2 protein-coding genes are annotated in these 19,942 nt (G+C 65.8%); both read left to right on the top strand.

The features are described 5' to 3' along the window. Positions 1 to 216: 216 nt before the first annotated feature. Complete coding sequence (locus tag ACQ4W7_RS24335) at positions 217 to 11,592, top strand: hypothetical protein (RefSeq protein ID WP_436533933.1); 11,376 nt, start codon at positions 217 to 219, stop codon at positions 11,590 to 11,592. 17 nt (positions 11,593 to 11,609) lie between these two features. Continuing rightward, the gene (locus ACQ4W7_RS24330) at positions 11,610 to 19,934 is read left to right on the top strand and encodes a hypothetical protein (protein ID WP_436533931.1); all 8,325 of its coding nucleotides are present in this window, start codon (positions 11,610 to 11,612) and stop codon (positions 19,932 to 19,934) included. Positions 19,935 to 19,942: the final 8 nt, after the last annotated feature.

The following is a 19,942-nucleotide window of genomic DNA, read 5'->3' as shown; positions in this document are numbered from 1 at the left end:
TTTCTTTTTTTAAAATAGTCTCAAAAATACAACTCGGCGATATCTGAGTTGCCTTTCCGTCTACTCTTGTAGGCACAAGTTCGTACCGCGCCTGTCAATCCTCTTCCCGCCATGTGCCCTCCGAATCTGCTGCCTCTAGAACACAAGTCTCCAATCCTTGCAATCTGTCCCGGCGCGCTGATGATCAGCGCGTGACTGAATATCAGGAGAAAGCGCGTGTCGATCTACATTGCAATCCCGGTTCCCGGCTTTCCCCAATTTTTCTTAACCGGTCAAGCGGACGGCACCCTTGGCGAAATTGTCACCCCTGCTAACGTCCTGAGCGAGGCTTATGTCGACATCGACCGTATCGTCGGCCCGTGCACGGCCGCACCGCAGGAGGCTGAACCGGCGGCCTGCAGCCTGAGCCTGGCCAGTCCGGTGCGCGTGCACGGCGCTTTGCTGGAAAACGGCGCGTTGCGCGACTCGCTGCAACTGGCCACGGCGCTGGCGCAAGTGGCCGACAGCGTTGTGCGTACGCGCTTTCTGGCACTGGTAGCCGAGGGCCAGCGCCGACTGCAGTCGGTTGATGTCGATTACCAGGCCAGCAACACCGCCTTCCTTGGCGTAACCACACCTTTTGGTGGCGCTGCCGCCTTTGCCAGCGCCAACGTGAAACTGGAACTGTGGAGCATCACCAGCACGCCCGGCGCCAGCGCTATCCTGGCGCTCAAGGTCCATGTCGCCATCGCGGCCCAGGCGCTGGTACAAATTGCCGGCACCATGCGCCCGTATGCGCTGGTTGTCGTCCTCGACGCCGCGCTTGGCGCCACCCTGCGCATCGATCTCGACGATTTTGCCTTGCGTTTGCCATCCTTTGAGCTGCCCTCGTTCGACCTGCGCGTCACTGCTTTTTTGCTCACGCTGAAAGCCAACGGACTGGCACTGGCCGAATCGACCTTCCGGCAGTTCGGACTCGACACACTCGTCAACCTCGAGCATACCAATCCCAGCCCCGCCGCGACCGAGCCACGGCTGTGCCTCAAAATGCGCAGCGGCCAGGCCAAAATCGACTGGGCTGTGGTCACCAACGATTTTGCCGACAGCGAGGACCTGGCCACCACGACCAAGATTGCCACTTTCAAGGTCACGACCACCCAGACTGCCGGGCCTCTTTCGATTGCTATCGACAATCTGCAGCTGGGCGACCTGCCCAACCGCGAAGTGCTGGGCGGCGTGGTCGTGGCCAGCATGGCGCCAATCCATGTCGCCCCCTCCGCGCCACGCCGCCTGGGCCCGTTCGAAGTGAGCTGGAAGGACATGACCATCACGCCGTCGCATCAAGGCAATGCGTTCGGCGGAGCCGCTACTCCGAGCGGCCCCACACTGCGTGCGGTCATCGCGTTCGATCAGCTGACGCTGCGCGTGCGCGACGATGCCGACGCCTTTCTGACCTTCGACGGCAAAATTGAAATCGATCCATCCGGTGCGCGGCTGCTGGAACTGGCGCTGGTGGCACCTTTTCCCATCGTGTTGCTGGCCAAGGCTGCCGACGCTATAGTGCGCGGCGGCGCCGCCGTGGTCAACCTGCTGGTCGACTTCGGCGCGCTGGTGGCCGAGCAGGCTGCCAAACTGCTCGATATCCTCGGCCGCATGGCACTGGCGGCCGGCCGGGCCGCCATCTTCGTCGCCGAACAGGCATGGGCCGCGCTCGGGGCGGTGGGCGACCTGCTGGCGAAAGGCTTGGCAGCCGTCGGGGAAATGCTAGGCGAACTGCTGCGTCAGATCGGCAAGCTGTTGAGCTCAGCCACACCGCCGCGCTTCGCGCTTGAACTGCGCATTGCCACCCAGCCTTTCGAACTGCGCCAGGTGCTGATCACCTCACGCGAGAACGGCGCACCTAGCCCTGCGCGCATCCATGAACTACTCGGCTTGCGTCTGGAGGTGCCGGGCGAGTGGCAGCCCGGCCTGCTGCTCGACTTCGTGAGCGCCCCCGGTGCCTATCTGATTCTCAGCCGCGAGGCGGCCCCCGGCCCCGGAAAAATGCGTGCCGCCACCTTGTCAACCGATCTGTGGCTCGACAGTGCTGATGCCGGAACCGGCCCCTCCAAGCGGCCGCTGCGCGATGTCGACGGCGCCCAGACGGCGCCCGCGGACCGGACTGAAAAAACCAAGCCCTTGCTGAGTCTTGGCCTGGATTTCAAGACCGTGGACGACGGCGCGAATGTGGTAGTGGTGCTGGCCGGGCTGTCGCGCGGCCAACCAGTATTTTTTCAGCGCATGGCCGGCAAATCAACTCTGATCGATGTGCCGGGCAAAATTGGTGTCAAGGTGCGCAGCATGGAAGGACCGATCACGCTGCTGCCGCTCGAGGATGGCTTCGACCTTGACGTGGGATTCGAACCGAAACGCATTTTGCCGCTGCTCGGCATGGGCGAGTCGGGCAACGAAGCGGCGCCTGCCGGCGGGCCGAGCTTCCTCGAAAAACTCCAGGGATCGCTTTCGAACGTCATCTGGGTCAAGGACAGCAAGACCAGCGCCCAGCTGGCCGAGCGCAGCGCCACTGTCCATCTGATCCTCGGGTTGAAGGCGGCCGGGCTGGAGACGAGCATCACGCTCAAAGCCATCCTATCGCTCGATACGTTGTCGATGAAATTTGAAGCCGGTAACAGCTTCCCGATCGCCTCGCGCCGCATCGAGGAAAGCGCACTGGGCCTGCTGTGGGTGATTGAACAGGCCGACCCGGACGAGCGCGCGCAAAACACCAGCATCGACATGTTCGCGCTGGGCTTTGCCGGCGGCCAGAGCGGCTTTGAACTGAATTCGCCCAAGGCCGGTGCCACGAGTCTGAAAGGCAAAGCGCGCATGCAACTGCGCTTTGGCGGCCTATCCTCGGATGGCCAGGGCATCGTGTTCGAGGTAGCGACATTCAAGATTGGTGCCGGCGGGCTCGATTTGGTGGCCAACGTGGCGTGCAATCCGGTGCGCCTGAACGGCATTGACGTCCCGTTCCAGTTCACCCAGGGTTCACTCGAAATCAAGGGCGGCCGTCTGGTCAGCGCCACGGTCGCCGGGCGCGGCGCGCTGCCGCCGGACCTGATCGGCGAAGCCGATTGCACGGTGGCACTGACGTTCGGCCAGGTCGAAGGCGAAGGTATTGTTCTGCAGTCGGGCAAGGTGGAACTGGACAAGAAAAACGACCCGATCATTTGCCACGCCGCGCGCTTCACGCTCACCATCAGCGATCTAGACATCGCGTTCGTCAAGGATGGCGGCTACCACTTCTACTATCTGGTCACGGGGTCGCTGCGCTTTTCGCCCAAGTCTGGCGAGTTTGAAAGCGGCTTGCTGCAGTACCTCGATGGCGTCGAGATGAACCTGGAGCGCACGCCGCTCTCGTCTGACCCGCGCGTTTTGATGAAACATATCACCTTTCAGAAAACCCTCAATCCGAAGAAAAGCTTCAACCTGTTCAACCTGTTCACATTCGAGCTGCGCGGCTTCGGCTACCACCCCGCCTCGCCCAAATTCGATGGCGCCCCGGCGGTGAATATTTCCGGCCAAATCAAGTTCGTCGAGATCGGCGACGTCATGCAACCGTCGATCGATTTCCACGGATTGTGGATTGCGCCGCCTGCCAAAGACCAGTCGCTGCCCCGCATCAAGGCTGACGGTCTTGGCATCGACCTCAATCTCAAAGGCGCGATCCGCGTACGCGGCGCAGTAATCGCCGTCGACGAGAACACTACCACAGTGGAAGGCAAGGAACTGGCGCCCGAGGGCTACAACGCCTACGGCTTCCTGGGCCGGGGCGAATTTGACATTCCCGGCTGGGGATCGATGGGCGCCAGCCTGGGGTTTCTTGAACTCGAAAGCAAGGAACGGCCCGGCGAGCGCCGCAAGTCGTTTTACTTCTACGCCGAGAAGCGCAAGATGGCGATCGAGATTCCCACCGTGATCTGGAATTTCTACCTGCGCGAATTCGGCTTCGGCCTGGGCTTCCGCTACACGCTGGAGGCCATAGCCGCGGCCGACCGCGCCACCTCGATTCCCAAGTTGATCAACACGCTGGACGAGGTAGCCAAGACCCAGGGCGACCTGCACAAATTCTCGGCCTGGAAGCCGGAGGCCGAGGGCGACCGCGTCACGCTCGCGCTCAAGGGCGTGATCCAGGTGTACCCGGCCAACAAGAGCTGGGACGAGGATCAGGAGAAAGCTGCACAAAATCCCTTTCTGTTCGACCTAGTGGCGGTCATCCGCTCCGATTTCACCTTGTTCATGGGCTTGCGCGGCTGGGTCGGCGTCAACTACATCGATTACCTCAACGACAAGGATGGCCTGCGCGCCAATCCCGGCTTGCGCGGCTACCTGTTCATTTCGGCGCCCCAGCAGCGCCTGCTGGCACGCATGATCGGCAACAGCAAGGGCTACATCGGCGATAGCATACCGGCGCTAGCTAAAGGCTCGCCGCTCCGCTCGGCCTTGCAGACGGTCGACTGGTCGGCCACGCTGTTCATCAAGCCGGGCCTGTTCCATTATGAACTGGGCTGGCCGAACCAGCTGGTGGTGCGGCTGATGGAGCAGGAAAACATGCGCGTGACTGTGCGCGGCGGGATGATTTTCCGGGCGGCTGACGATGGCCTGCTGTGGGCTTACAATATCGAAGCCGACGCTTACTTCCATTTCAGCGGCGCCTTGCAGATTGGCCCGGTGGGCATCTGCGCCGAAGCGACGCTCACCGCCAGCCTGGTGGCGCGCGTGCTGTGCTACCTGTCGTGGCGTTTCAAGGGCTCGCTCGTGTACGGCCTGATCTCGCTCGACGCCAGGCTGGAGGTAGCGTTCCGCGCCTGGATGGAAATCGACCTTGGCCTGACCAGCTTCACACTGCGTATCGGCTTTACCGTCACGCTGCAATTTTCGGCGGCGATCGAAATCGCCATTTCGACGGAGGGCGTGGGCGCCAGGGTGCAGGCGCGCGTGGCCGTGTCGGTGTTCGGCTGCACCTTGTCGGTGGCCCTGGGCTTCGTGGTCGGCCAGGGCCAGCTTGATGATGCCCGCGCACGCGTACAGCGCTTCATGGCCATGTCGATCACGGCCGAGGAACCGGATGCCGCGCCGGCCTGGCTGGCCCGCTCTGGCGATGAACGCATGACCGACGACGCACGCCACGCCGATGCTGTGGCCAGCGCGCCGGCGCCGGCCAGCCTGAAAATGGATCCGACGCCATCCGCGCCTGGCCGGCCGGTCAAGCCTCCTTCGCAGGCGCGCTCGCATCTGGGTCATGTACCGCGCCGCACTGATTTCTGGTGCGTCATGCGCAGGGCCGCCATGCACCAAGGCGCGCCGGCGCCCGAAGGCTGGGGTTATGCCGCGCTCATTCCACAGCAGGCCCGTCTGCTCGATCCGGCCATCAAAAAGCCAGCCAAGTCCGATTTCAGCTCGGCGTTCTATGCGGCTCCGTCCAAGTTCCTGAAGGACTCGCCACAGCGCGATGAAAGCCATCCCCCTCATATCCTGGTGCTGCCGGATGCGCCCGGTGCGGCGCTGGTGGCCGCGCTGGCGCAGCTGCAGCATTTCGATTCGGCTCAGGGCAAATTCGTTGCCCTCAATTTTGATGCAGGAAAGCTGCCCGTCAAGGCGAGCTGGAACAAGCCGGTCAAGACCGAGGACGGCTCGACGCTGCTCACGCTGGCCCAGATGTTCGACGAGTGCTACCTGTCCGATACGCTCTGGCACGACGGCGTTGTCGATGTCACGCCGTATCGCCAGTCGGGCCCGTGGCAAGAGCCGGAGGCGCGCATCCACTTGCGGCCCGGCGCCCCAGGCGGCGGCAATGAAGACCAAAAAAACGCCGAGCGTGACAAATTCCAACGGGGACAGCTCAGTGCCGCCGAGGGCAAACCGGTCGACGATGCGGTGCACCAGGCCCGTTCCACCGTGCTGGGCATGTTCGCCGACCAGTTCGTTTCGCTGGCCGACAGTGGCGCCGCCGATGCCCGCTTCGCCCATGTGACCGACATCGGCCTGGTGTTCTATGGGCCGGTGGCGGCGCTGGAACAGCTGGGCAATCTGAAAATTCACCGCAACGATCTGGCCGCGCCGGAAAAAGAGCCGGGCCAGATCACGACCCTCAACCCGCTCTCAACCTGGTTCGACCTGGTCGACCCCACCCTGGCTGCCGATCGCAGCGCGCGCAAGGCCGATGGCATCAAGCTTGACTGGGTGCTCCAGGTGCCTTTCGTGGCTGCCGACCCGACCGCCAACCCCGAGCATTTCCTCCAGCACTACGAGGTCGTGCGCACTGTCGAGGGGCAGGAGTTCACCCCGCGTCCGATGCTGGTCAAGGCCTGCGCCACGCTGGGCCCGTGGAACGAGGCCGAGCGCACCGTCAGCCAGCTGGCACCGGAATGGCAATTGTCGGACGACCTGGCCGACCTGGCGCCGGAAGTGCGGCGCGCGCTGTTACCGGCCAATGGCGAGGCCGATGCGCTGGCCGGCGCGCTCTCCTGGGCAGCCCAGTTCGGCAGCTCGGAAACCGTCTCGCTCAGCTATACCGTCACGCCGGTCGACATCGCCGGCTCGCGCGGGCTACCCAAGTCCTTTCTGGTGGACGTGCCCAAGCCGGTACCGCGCCTGCGTCCGGCCGAGGCGGAGCTGCGTTTTGTCGTCAAGCGCCTGGGCGCGCAGGGCGGCACCGCACCCCACCACGGCGCTGACATGCCGCTTGAGGCACTCGGGGTGGTGATGGGATTGAAGGATGCCTCCATGGCCAAAGCGCCCGGGCATGACGTGGAACGGTACTATGTGCTTTACGCCGATCCGGAAAACATCAGCCCGTCCGGCCACTATGGCACCGATGGCCTGACCGAGCGCCGCCTCGGCATGGCCGCGTCGGCGCAGGCCGGCGCCGACGCGCGCGCCTGGCGCATCGACCCGGCCAGCTTTGTGCTCGTCACTGATGACAATGGCAAGGTGCCGCCGGATACCTTCATCGATGCCCTCGAGCCCGACCACGACACCCTGGCCACTTACCCGCACTGGGCCCTGCTGGCAGGCAGCACAGGCATGGAACGGGTCGACACGGCACTGGCCGGCAAGCCCGCCCCGTTGCCGCACGAACAGGGCGCCATGGACTTCCTGGCCAGCCTGTGGCGTCGCAATGGGAACGGCGCGCGCATTGCCACCCGTTTCACGCTCGTGACCGTGCAAGTGCACACCACGACCCAAGTCGTCAGCAGGTCGCAGCCGGTACCAGTCAGCATCGAGGTACGTGTCGAGCCGACCGACGCGCTGCGTTACGATATCGGCTTGATGCGGCCGGAAGCGTTCGAATGGCCGGTTCATCTCGAGATGCCGCCGCACAGACCCGGCCAGGTGCGCGCCAGCACCGGCTTTGCGCGCTTTCGGGCGCCGTCCGCCGATGCCCGCCTGGACGACCTGCTCAAGCAGACCAACACGCCCCTTGCACTGGTGCGCGACCCGGAACGGCGCGTGATGACCACCGTCAGCTTCGACGCCGCGCCGCTATTTGACGACACCAGCGCCGGCGCCATCGATGCACTGCATGCGCGCTGCGTGGCCGGGTTCGATTTGCACGAACTCGACCTGGACGACCTGGCACCGCTGGACACTGCGGCATTGCCGGTATTCGAATCGAACCCGCTCACGTGGCAACGTGCGCGCCGGGTGGCCCGCATCGAACGGGTATCGACGCACACGGCGCGCCTGCTGCCGGATGCGAACAAGGATTGGCCAGGGTGGCAAGCCCACTATCCGAGCGAGACCTGGCGCCTTCAACAACGCGCAGATGGACGCGCGGGACAATCGGCGCCGCACCGTGCTGCCTGGTATTCAGCGGCCGAGTCAACTATCGCTTTTGCGCGCCGGGTTCCACGCCTGCGCCTGTTTTCAACCGCCTCGGAAGCGGCAGTGGCCGACCTGCTGGCACATGGCGAGCCGTGGCGGCTGCAGGCCAGCATGGTCTGGAGCGGCGCCACCGAAAGCGCCGCCCTGGTGGCGAAGCTTACCGGACGCCACACCCTGGAACTGCATCAGCTCGGTTTTGGCGCCGATGGTGTACCCGCCCATTTGCTGCTTAAGCCCGAAGCGCCGGGCGCCGTGATGAAACTGCAATCGGCGGCGGGCAAGCAATTGAGCCCGGCACAAGTGCGCGCGGCTTTGCTGGCACTGGTGTGCCGGCTCGAGAACAGCCTAGCGGATGATCTCGCTACCGCACTTGCCGACGGCACCAATCTGCTGTGCTCGGTGTCGGTCAGTGCGCTGGACAAGACTGGTGCCAAGGTGCTGTCAACGGTTATCCAGCCGGTCACGTTGTCCGCCGCCCTGCATCCGGTGCTCGAGGAAGTGATCGGCGAGCTTGAATACAGCAGCGACCATGCCAGCCTGTATCGGCGCTACGTAGTGTCGGTCCAGCCGGTGCAGCCGGTTGAAGCGACTACCATGCCGGGCTTTCTGGCCAATACCGCGCCCGATACCGATCCGTACGGTTGGGGCGCCTTGCAACAGCTCGGGCTGGCCAGCACGATCCGTCTGTACGATCGCGATCTCGATCAATTTCTCAGCCCGCACGAGCTGCTGCTGCGTGTGCGCCACGTATTCGAGTCGACCGTGGCCAGATATCGGACCATCTACGCCGCCGGCCCGTCCGCGATCGGCCAGCCTTTCGTGGAGGTGCTGCTGCGTCCCGGCCAGGACCGGGTGGCCGGTCCCTTCGACGCGGTGCTTGCCAGTGCAGGTAAAGAGCTCGAGGCCGAAGGTTTGGAGCTCGACGACGCCGGCCTGTCGCTGGCCCAGCTCTCGCTGCGGCCAGTCCAGGTTCCGGTCTATGATTATCACCGTCTCGACATGACCTGGGAACCGGGCAACTGGCCACAACAGCTCATCCAACTGACGCCCGGCGAACTGCTGCCAGGACAAACTGCGGTGCGCAGCCTGATCGGCTACGAAATCGAATTCGAAGCGCGCGGCCAGACTTGCGAGCTGCTGTCCATGCTCGATGGCCAGGTGACCGAACTGGCTGTCGGCCTGGCCGAGCGCCTCCCCGTGCAGGACTGGAAGAAGGGCGCCGTGCGCGAACTGCTCCCCGCACCGGGCTTGCAGTTTTTCCTGCGCGTGCGCAGCGGCTCCACACTGGACCAACCGGCCATCAGACTCAAAGCGCGAGTGCGCACGGCCACGAGCACAGTCATCACCGCGGCGCTTGCCGCCACTGCCACCACGCCCGCGGTCGCGGAAAAAACCGAACTGGTGATTACCGAAAAGTTGTACAGCGTGACCGAGTTGTTCGCGCTGGTCGACCAACGCGCGACCGAGGCGCTGCATTATCCGTCCGACGGGCTGGTTTCCAGCAAAATCGGCGAACCGGCGTTCCAACCGATTCTCTCGCCAGCAGCGCTGGACAAGGGTGCATCGCCGTACGAACGCTTTGCTGCCATTAATAGTGAGCAGTGGGCACAAGATTTGATGGTGTCCGATGCAAAAGGTGGGGCCTTCCGCTCGTTGCGTATGAATTTGCGCTTCGCCGCGCCGGCGCTGGCCTGGCCGAAAGAACCTGGCTTGGCCGCCGGCACGCTAGACCAGTTCAAGGATATCGCCGCCGTGTACGTTCCCTGGACCATGCGATACCTGGCCCACGGCGCCGCTCTGGATCGCCTGCAGGAAGGCGTGCATTTCGCCTTGGCCGCGCCGATCAAGGCCAATCCGCTTAACCTAGCTGCCGATGCGCATGGACAGATTGTGCTGTCGTTCCTGCATGCCGACCGCTGGGCTCACGCGCGCGTCTATGCAGTGCGGCCAAGTCCGCGCTATCAGAACCTGGCGCTTGGCGCCGGCTACTTTGAAGAGCAGGCCCACAGCGAGCAACTGCTCACCGAAGGCTTGATTGCACGGCCCGCCGGCCAGAGCGCGGTGCTGCGGCGCGCCCTCGGGTACGCGCTGGCAGCCTCGCCCCGTACCGAGCGTATCGAGCCGCCGGTGTTCCTTGGTTCGCGCCTGGTTCGTTCCCCTCAGACGGACAGCGGCCAGTGGGAACTGGTGCTGGCGCGTCACGGCGAGGAGGGCCTGGCGTTCTCCAACCGTTCCCTGTTCGCGCGCCTGGGTACCGAGGGCACGGCCTTGAGCTTCGTGCGCGAATACCGCGATCCCGACTGGCCGGCGCGCCTAAATGCCGCCATTCTGGACCAGAGCCCGCCCAAGGTCGAGCTCTATCCGGAACGGCTGGCCGCGCTGCCAGCGCCACAGCCGGACGCCAGAGCGGGCATCGACGGCGCCGACCTGCAGTATCTGGCCGGGGCTTATCCATCCTTGTGGAAAGGCGCCGATGTCTGGCGCGTCAGCCAGCTGGCGGCCCATTACCGGGTCACCGCGTTGGCGGTGGCGCGTGCCGGACTGGTGGTCTCACGTGTGGTGACAAGCGTCCAGGACGCGACGCCGCGACGGCCGCTCAACATGCTGATGCGCGAGGCCACTGCGGCCGAACTGGCGGCCGGACCATTGCTGGGCAAACCCACGCTGCGTATCAAGCGCGGTGCGGGCCCACTCGCCCAGATCCGTATCGAAGCACTGCGCATGGTATCGCATGCCGACCTGAGCGAAGCATCCAGTCATGAATGGTTCAAGAGCGGCAGCGAAGATGTGGCCTGGTGGCCCGATCCGAACGTGCGCTACACATTACTGCGGCGCGGCACGCTCGACGCAGGCGCCAGCTATGAGGACGAGGAGGCCGAACTTAACCTCGTAGCCAAACCGCTCGGCACCCCGGCCACCGACCTGCCCGAGCCGATTGTGCTGCGCTGCCGGGGCACTCGGTTCGTGGCGGCCGGGACCAGTGGCGATATCCGGGTGAAGTATGCCGACACGGGGCGCGAGCGGGCATTCACGCTCGCTTTCGGCCTCCAACGGCGTACCGATGCAGCGGGAGCTGAACAGCAGCGCCTGCGCCTGGCACCGGCGAGTGATGACCTGACCAGCGCGTTCAATGCCGCAGCTACCGCGTTTGCCCGCATCGACAACCATGTCGTGCTCGCGGTGGGGCCGTTTGACGGCGCGCCCGCCGAACGCGATGCGGCCCAGGCGTGGCTGCGCGGCATGGCCATGCAGGTCGGCGTGTTCGCAGCCGTCCTGCAAGCCTCGGTCGAACCGGCGCTGCTGCCGGCCGCCGTGAAACTGGCCGAGATCGGCGCTGCTATGCAGGCCGAAGCTGACGGCATGCCTGCGGCGGCAGACTACCAACCTCTGCTGGCACGGATCGAACGACTGCGCACGATCACCGTGGACCTGGCGGCAGCCGCCCTGGCGCCGCTGACGGCCGGTGTGACATTTCCATTGACGGTGGAGGCGGAAGCACAAATTCTGACCTTGCACGACTTGCCGACCTCGGAGGAAGCTAAGGCGGCGGCGGGCACCGGGCATGCGGCCGCCGACAAGGGCGGGCAGTTGTGGGCCGCTTGCCGCGCACGGCTGCTGGGCGCGGCCGACTCGCTGGCAGTACGCGCCGTGGACGGGCGCAATGCCATCGAAAAAAACGGCGATAACTGGAGCGCACCGGGCGAAACGGACTGCGTGGTGACACTGCCTGAATGGGCTGGCTGGTAACGACGAGGAGATGAAACATGAGCATCATTGACGAACTGGCTGACCAGCCGGACAAGCTGCGCAAGGTTGCCTTGTTCGGAACCTTGGCTGGCACGGGCGAAGGAGCCTGGCCAATGTGGGTACTGAGCGCCGCCGCACCCGCGTTCAAGCGCCAGAACGCTTACAACGACAAGCAAAAACCATCCGGCACCACCGCCGACCATGCGCACCCGCTGCGCGTACTCAGCGCCGACCAGGTGGACGCCAGGCAGGGCATGCGCCCGCGCTTGATGAGCCTGCACTTGGTGATGGGTGCGCGTAACCCGGTGTATCGCGAGCGCGGCGAAAATTTGGATAACCCCGACGAAGACCCGGACCGCGACGCCCTGCTGCTGGGGTGGAGCCACGACCGAACGGTCACTGCCAAGCCCGAACACGGTCGTATGATGCGCAGCGTGACCGAAGCACCAGATGCCTCCAAGGGCGATGCGCCGTTCGTGCATGTCACGGCCGAATTGCTGCCCGACGGCCTGCCCTCATCGAACAAGCTGCTGAACCCGGCCGGCTGGACGAACGAGAACAGTGGTGCCGATGTGATTGGCGTGGCGCCTATGCGACTGGTGGCCGGGCGGGTCGGCCTGTATGTCAATCCCAATACGGACGGCATGAAATGGCTGGGCAAGCTGGGCATCGAGGGCTGGAGCGCCGCGAATGCCGACGCGAGTACGTGGCCGCGCATCTGGCTGGTCCCCGATGGCATTGAATTTGACGCCCAGCTGCAGTTCCCAGGCCGTCCTGCCCACGCCGCGCCGCTGATTGGACGGGTCTTGCTGCACCCCGATCAAGACAGCGCCGGCCGGGCAGGGTTTCGCCTGACCCTAGTGGAGGCGGCCGATCCGGCGCTGTGGTGGCGTGCCTGGCGCGAGATAGTGCCTGCGGCCGGCAACGACAGCGAGCGCCTGACCGGTCTGCGCTTTAGCGCGCGCACCAGCGGCGTGCTGCCAGCATTTTCGTGGCCTGTCGCGCTGGATGGCGGCGCCCCGGGGCCGGTGGCCAAACGCACAGTTGAGGTGGCGCCCTGCGAGCTGGCCATCGCGCTTGCCAGCCCGGTATCCATGGGCGCCGTCGATAGTGTCGCCACGCTGCGGCTGGAACGGGTCAAGCTGTTCGAAAAGAACATCACCGACCAGAACGGCGCAACGCGCACCCTGGTAACATTCGGGATTGAGGTCACGGTGCCTGCCGGTGCTGCAGGGCCGGACCTGGTTTGCCACTGCAAGGTAGACAGCTTCGAAGTACGCCTGCCTCCCCCGGCCAATGGCAGTGGCGCTGCCACGCTCAGCCTCGACGTCGAGCTGGCCCGGCTGGCCGGTCAGTTGCGCGCCGCGTATGGCATCGCGGCGCCGCCGCCGGTGCCGGTCGCGCGTGCGGCGGGGTTGTCGTACGGTAGCGAGTTTGCACGTCCTCTGCTGCCGGCATTCGTGGCACTCGACAATGGCTGGCTCCAGCTGCCGATTCCCAATCTGGGCCCGCTCGACACCAGCAGCGACCAAGTGCTGTCACCTGCGCAGGTGGCCGGTTCGCCGAGCGTGCTCAATGGCTTTTTGCGCCTGCGCCATGGGGGGCTGGGATCCGAAGTCCAGTCAGGCTACCACCCGGAGCGTACTCCGGCCCGGGGCCGCGGCGCGCCATGGGCGTTGACCGTCGAGCAGGCCGCCGGCGTGAGCGGTGCAATTCATGTGCTGCCGCGCGGTGCCGGCAGCACCGGCCAGCTCGATGCGGCAGTACTGACCCTGATCGCCACCGTGCTATCGGCGCGTGGCTTGCTGTGGTTCTCGGCCGACCGGCCCGATGCCCAGGAAGCCCTGCCGCGCCTCGGGGCAGGACCGGCCTCGTTCGTCGATGCGCTGATGCAGACCGCGAGCGGCGTGGACGCTGCGCGCTCGCCACTGATGGCCAGCTTCGGCAGTTTCGCCATCGTCATCCCGCGCGACCAGAAGACAAAGACCGCGGTGCTGGTGTGGGACAACATGACGCTCCGCTTTCGCACCGGCAGCGCGCGCTGGCAGCATGAAGTGCTCAGGCCGCGCGAAGCGCGCGAGGCGCTCGAGCGCGCCGGCGACTGCATCATGGATGGCTTCCCACGCGCCAACGAGAGCACGGCATACCGCCAGCAGATGGACTACGTCCAATCGCGCAGCGGTCTTTTCAGCGCCCAGCTGGGCAACGCGGCGACCCAGCTTCCGCGCATGTGCGCCTCGCTCGACGCGCTGGCCGCAGTGCCGGCGCTGAAAAAGGCACTTGCCCTGGCAGTCAAGGGACTCAAGAGCGCCGACGAAGGCACCCGCTCCGCCCTGAATCAATTTGTCCACATTAAGAACGCCCTCGGTCTTGCCAGCGATGCCCTGCCCCAGGACCTGCCTCAGAGCCGGCCGTGGCCGGCAGTGGCATGGCTGCGCCATCCGATCATCCCGGCCGTGGCGACCATGCCCATGACGCGCGCAGCGAGCGGCTCATCGCGGCCACTGGAAAGCCGTGACTTGCTGCCCTACGCTCTGCTCAAGCGGGTTGCCGTCAAGGAAAACGACAGAGAACTCGTGACCCTGGCGCAACTGCGCCCGGTGGCCGATTCGCCGCTGCTGATGCTCGATGGTGGCCGCACCGCCGTGTTCGACCTGCGCGCGCTGCGCCAGTGGCCGCACGCCGGCGTGACCGGCGACGCGCGCCCGCAGCGCGGGATCGGCATGGCGGCAGTGGGTATTCCCGGGGTCGAGCTGCGCCCGCTGCGCGACCCGCCCCCAAGCGGCATGGCGCAGCGCTTCGAAGGCGCAGTGCACCTCGATCTACCGCTGCTTGACGAGGCGTTCGCCACCGCGTCCCTGCCGCCGCCAGAGGGCGCGGCAGCGGAGCCGGAGCGCAGCGCCGACAGCGTGCCAACCGCGCTCGACTGGCCGTTGCTGATCAAGTTCTGGCAGGCGCAGGAACACAAGCAGCAAAACTCCCGGGTGGTCGACAGCTACCTGAGCGGTTTCGTAGCGCTCGATCTCCCCTCCACTGTCGAGGTCAATACGCTGGTGCGAGGCCTTTCCTGGAGCACGTCCTTAAAAATCGACACCACGGCCGATGCCGCCGGCGCCGCACTTCCGTACGGTACCTTGAGCATCGGTAGCCAAGACCCGGCCAGTGGCAACACGGCGCTGACCGGCTACTCGGGCTCGTTCACGCATGACCTGGCGGCGAAGACGCTGACGCCATCGGCAGCGGGGGCAGGCACGGTCGATGTGCTCGGCTTCAGTCCGGCCACCTTCGCTGTGGATGGCATCGAGTTCGACAACTGCATGAGCGGCGCGAGCCCAGCCATCCGCAAAGCGCAAGAGCGGATGATGGTCAGGCCGGTCACCTTTGCCGACCCGGATCATCCGGGCGCGAGACATGAATTGCGCTCGCTGATGGGGCCCGAGCAGGTGACGCTGGGCGCCTACAAATTCGAATTCTGGTTCAAGGATGTGCTGTTCAACGGCGACGTGGCGCAGCTGCCCACGCCAAAGGCGCCGCTGCCGGTCGATGCGTTGGCGTTCGATACGCTCGATCGCGATGCGCTGCTGGCCGCCAGCAGCTTCGAATGGCGTTTCGCGCCGGCCGATGCGGTGATGGCCGGGATCGCATTGGCGCTGGGCCGCAACGAACTGCCGATTGGCGGACTACGCCTGGAGCCGCTGCGGCTGCTCTCGCTGAGCATGGATGGCGACCGCGTCGCCGCAGCCACCCTGCAGTGCCGCCTGATGCTCGATCCGCGCAACGATCCTGCCAATCTGGTGGTGCTACATCTCGAGAAAGACGGGCCGGCACTGGCCGCGCACCTGACCCTGGCCGACTCGACCACCGCCCTTGAATTCGGTTTCGACATTGCCGATCCAGTCTCGACCCTGCGTGGCCAAAGCGTGCGGCGCCGGGTCCGCGCGACCGCCGCGCCCACAGCCAAGGGGGTGAAGTTCGGGCTGCTCGGACGCAGCCTGGAAGTGCAGGTGGCCGATACCATGGTAGCGCTGGGCGTGCCCGATATCGATCTGGGGGACGGTAAGGACGGCTGGTTCGAGGTGCAGGTAAGTAAGCGCTGGAACGGCAGGATCGTCGGCCAGCCCGGTGTCAGCCGCTTGCGCATCGAGCATGCCAACCTGTCCGCAGGCTACCGCATCGTCGTTGATGACGACATCAGCGTTTTACGCGAGGTGCCAGCAAGACTGTCGTGGAATCACTTCGTCGAGATATTCCCCGAAGGCGAGCACGCCAATCCGCTGCTCCCGGCCATCGCATGGGACCTGAGCGCGAGTCCTTCCCTGACACTGATGGACCAGCGCGCCCATGAAGCCACGCTCATGGTGGAGGAAGCCAACGGCGCCATCGCCCTTAGCGCCGTTGGCGCCAAATTCACAGCCGCAGGCAAAACGGTGGCCATGGCCGACGGCGCGCTATTGGCGCGCCTGGGGGCCCAGCGATCGGCGGACGGAACTATTGCGCTGGCGGCCGGCCATGGGGAAGCGCTGATCATCCAGAAGATGGACTATACCAGCGCGGCCGGTGACAAATTGCTCGGCCCGGGTCTGCGCATCCAAGGTGGACGGGTGGCGTTGCGCGCCAGCGGCGACGGCCAGGGACACTGGCGTGGCGACGTCAGCGTCAGCGCCCAGATCGCGGCCAGCAGCGATATCGCTTGGCCAAGCGTGAAAGCGAAAGTCGGCCTGGAGGTGTCACTGCCACGTAAGGACAAAAAGCCGAACAATGGCCGGGTGATGATCACGGCCGGGAGCGCCGGCGCGGCGCGCGACGAAGTTCGCTGGGTGCTTGACGGGCACCGCTTGTCGCTGAACCTGGCCACATCGCTGTGCAAGCGCGGCTCGCAGGCGCTGTGGGTCACGCCGGTGGTGACGCATCACACGCTGACCCGTGACGGCAAGGTCTTGCGCTGGAGCGGGATCGAGTCGCTGGCGGTGGGTCGTCCGGCGGCGCTGGTGCCGGCGCTGCCCGCCGACTTGCTGAAGGATGCCAAGACGCTGGCGACGCGCTATGCGCATGCGATTGTCGAAAGCGAGTATGAACCGCGTCCGGAAGCGGGGATGGTGCGTGCCGGCTTCGGCGCGGTCGCGACGGTACTGCAAGGCGCACTGGGAAAAGCGTTTCGCAGCCTGTACCAGAGAACCGACGAGAACGACCGGATCATGCTGGCGGGCGGTTTCCTGGGACTACTAAAGCTTGACGCCAACGCCCACGCCACTCCACTTCTGCGCCTGCCCGTGCTGGCCGGCTTGGGCCTGACGCTCCATCAAAGCGACCTGGAAAAGAGCCAGATCGACCTGGCATGGAGTGACGGAACGGCCACGCGCGCAGTAGCGCTCACCCGCGCCACTGCGCCATCGCCATCGAGCGCATCGTTTGAAGCGCTGGCGGCGGCCCTGATGGCCGGTTCGCTGGCGCGCTCGCCCGAAGGCGCTGAAGCCGAGGCCATTACGGCCGCGCTGCTGGTCGAGCAAAGTTTCGGCACCACTTTCAAAGGACCTGATGCCACGCTGGCCGGCACGCCTTTCTTCCTGGCCGCCGCCGTGTCGGTCAGCGCCATCCTCGACCGCGCGGCCCAGGCGGGCGCGCTGGCGCAACCCGATTCCCTGTCGCTAGTCTCGGGCGTACTCGAACGCTCCCAAGGCAAATTAGCGCTGGCCGCATCGGTGGCCATGCGCGCGGCCCAGCCGATGGACAGCAAGCCGCGCGCCAGCGCCACTCTGTATATCCTCGGCCAGGAGGTGAGCGAGATCGCCTGGCCGCACGCCACCACGTCCGAAAGTGCCGCTCAGCTGGCACCTCACCTGCGCGCCATGGCGCCCGGCCACGACCCTGATCCCGCCGGCTTCCTGCTGGCACTGTACGATCAGGCCGGCGCCGTGACCTATGTCGGCGGGACCATCGCCTCGCTGGCACTGGACACCCGCATCGCGCCAAGGTCTGCCACGGCGGCCTTTACCGACGGCCGGCGCGGCCTGCCGGCCATGCCGGGGACCCAGGACCAGCTGCGCTGGCTGGCCAGCCCGCGCGAGGGCGCCAGCGCGCCGATTCGCGACGCCACGCTGGTCGACGGCGTCTGGCAGGGCTCGGGCCTTGCCGCGCTGGCGAGCCAGATGACGCTGCCGGCCAACGCCAGAGACTGGGACATAGCGGCAATCGCGATGAAGACCGCGCCGCTGGTATGGCTGTCGTCGGCGCAGGTTCCCGTCTACCTGTCGCTGAATATTTCCGGGCTGCGCGGCACGCCGGTGTCATGGCTGCAGCCGGCGCCGCCGCTGGTGCGCCTGCCGATCGACCAGGATGTGGTCGATGCCATCCGCGCAAGCCAGCAGGAGCAGAAGGATGCAAAACCCGCCAAACTGTATGTGCAGCCATTCTTGCCCGGTCATGTGGCCCATGCGTCGGTTGGCGAACGGGCCGGGATCCTGACGCTGCGCCGCACCCGGCTGCTGGCCCGGCTCGACGCCGAAGCTGCCAACAAGATCAGCGCTTTCGACGCCAGCCACCAGCGCTTCGGTGCGCCGGGCCAGGCCGGCTCGTCATGGGCACGCAAACTGCGCACGCCGCGCCCGGGTCCCTTGCCCGTGAATCGTGGTGATGGCGCGCGCGACCGCCGTATCCAGGCGTCGGGAGTGCGTCCGCTGGACTGCGGCAGCGCACTGCTCGGTTCGGCCGACATCGTGCAGGGTGGTCCCGGCGAGTTTGCCGGCTCCGGGCGCTTCGAGGCATGGGCGATTCAGGTCGTAGCCTGCCCGGAAAGCGTCAGCGTAGTGTCGGAGCGCTGGGACGGTGTAGTGCAGCTGATCTGCCGGGTCGAAGTGCGCCTGGTGGGCAGCGCCGGCGCCACAAAGCCGGGTATGGCACCGGTCCGATTTCTGGCGGCGGCGCTGTTCGGCGACGGCAAGCAGCTCGGCGCACAGCTGAACATTGACGAGCAGGTGGTGCGCTATCGCTGGCTCAAGCAGAGCAAGGTACTCAGCGACTGGCGCTCGGATGCGGTGACCCTGCCAGGGCAGACAGTTGTGGCGTGGCACGCCTGCGCGGCCGAGGTGACCCTGATTCTGGACCCGCGCGCATCGCCGTTCGAAACTGCCAATCCGGTTCCTTTCGCCCCGATCGTCGCCGCGCTTGCAGCCAGCTCGGGCGTGCCGCGCATGGAACTGCAATGGACCGTGCTGCCGCGCTCGCTCAACAGCCAGCCCGACCAGGTCAAGGACGAAATGGCCCTGGCGCAGCCCGACCCGAAGCACCCGGCGCTGGTCGAAGGCAGTGTCGAGCGTAGCTCGCTGACCTTGCGCATGCCGCTGTATCCGGTGATGCAAGCGCAGGGCGCACTGGCACTGACTCCCGCCACGCTGATATTTAGCGATCCGGCCTATGACCGCGACTTGGCCGGGCCGCCAGCCAGTGCACGGGTGGTGCTGGAGGCGAATGCACCGAACGATCTCGACAAGCGGGGAGACCTGCGTCTGACCTTCTACGCCGACCGCGGGCGGGTCAATCGGACCGGTGTAGTGACCATGATGCTGGACATCGCCTACGAACGCCGCATGGACGAGCTGGCCCAGGCAGCGGCAGAGCGCGCAGGCGCCGTGCCAGGCGGTGACCTGGTCCCCAGCGGCGGCTTGCCGACGGCGACCTTGACGATCAATCTGGTCGGCGCAAGCGGCAAGGCGCGCGTGCTTCGGTTCGGCTCTGGAGGCGACACGCCTTTGTCGATCAAGCTCGCCAGCGTGGTCGAAATGCCGCTGGCGCAGCTGGTGGAGCAGGACGGTGTGCCGGCCAGGCTGGCGCCGGGAGACATGCTGCAGATCGACGCAGCCTTGACTCAGTCGGCATCGGTCTGGCTGTGGGACACCGGCGCCCAGAAGGCGGTCCCCATCGCGATCAAGTCCGACACCCGGGCGCACTGCCTACTGGCGCTGACCTTGGCCGATGAAGCGGTGGTCGAGCCGCCGCCCGCGCTCTATCTGGCGCTACAGCGTGGCGTCAACAGCGCCGGGCAGTTGCGCATGTCGGTCCCGCTGCACGCCCAGTCGCCCTTGCCGCGCCGGGTCGACCTGACCGATCCGGCGCGCGGCTTTCGCAGCGGTCTGCTGCAGCGGCACGCCGATTTCATCTGGTACCTCAGCAGTACCGCTGCAATGCTTGGAGCGCATTCGATTGTGCCGATCAAGAGCGACCGCAACGGCCAGGGCTACTGGCCGGTGACGGCAAGCGAATTGCTCACGCCAGAAAATTACTATCGCAAACCGGCGCCGCTACGGCCAAGGGCACGCAAGGTGAAATCCGTCATACCCGTCACTTAAGGAGACAA

The organism is Janthinobacterium algoris, from assembly GCF_051380935.1.
Classification (GTDB): domain Bacteria; phylum Pseudomonadota; class Gammaproteobacteria; order Burkholderiales; family Burkholderiaceae_D; genus Janthinobacterium.
The sequence above is the reverse complement of the archived record's forward strand: the minus strand, read 5'-3'. Positions and strand labels throughout refer to the sequence as shown.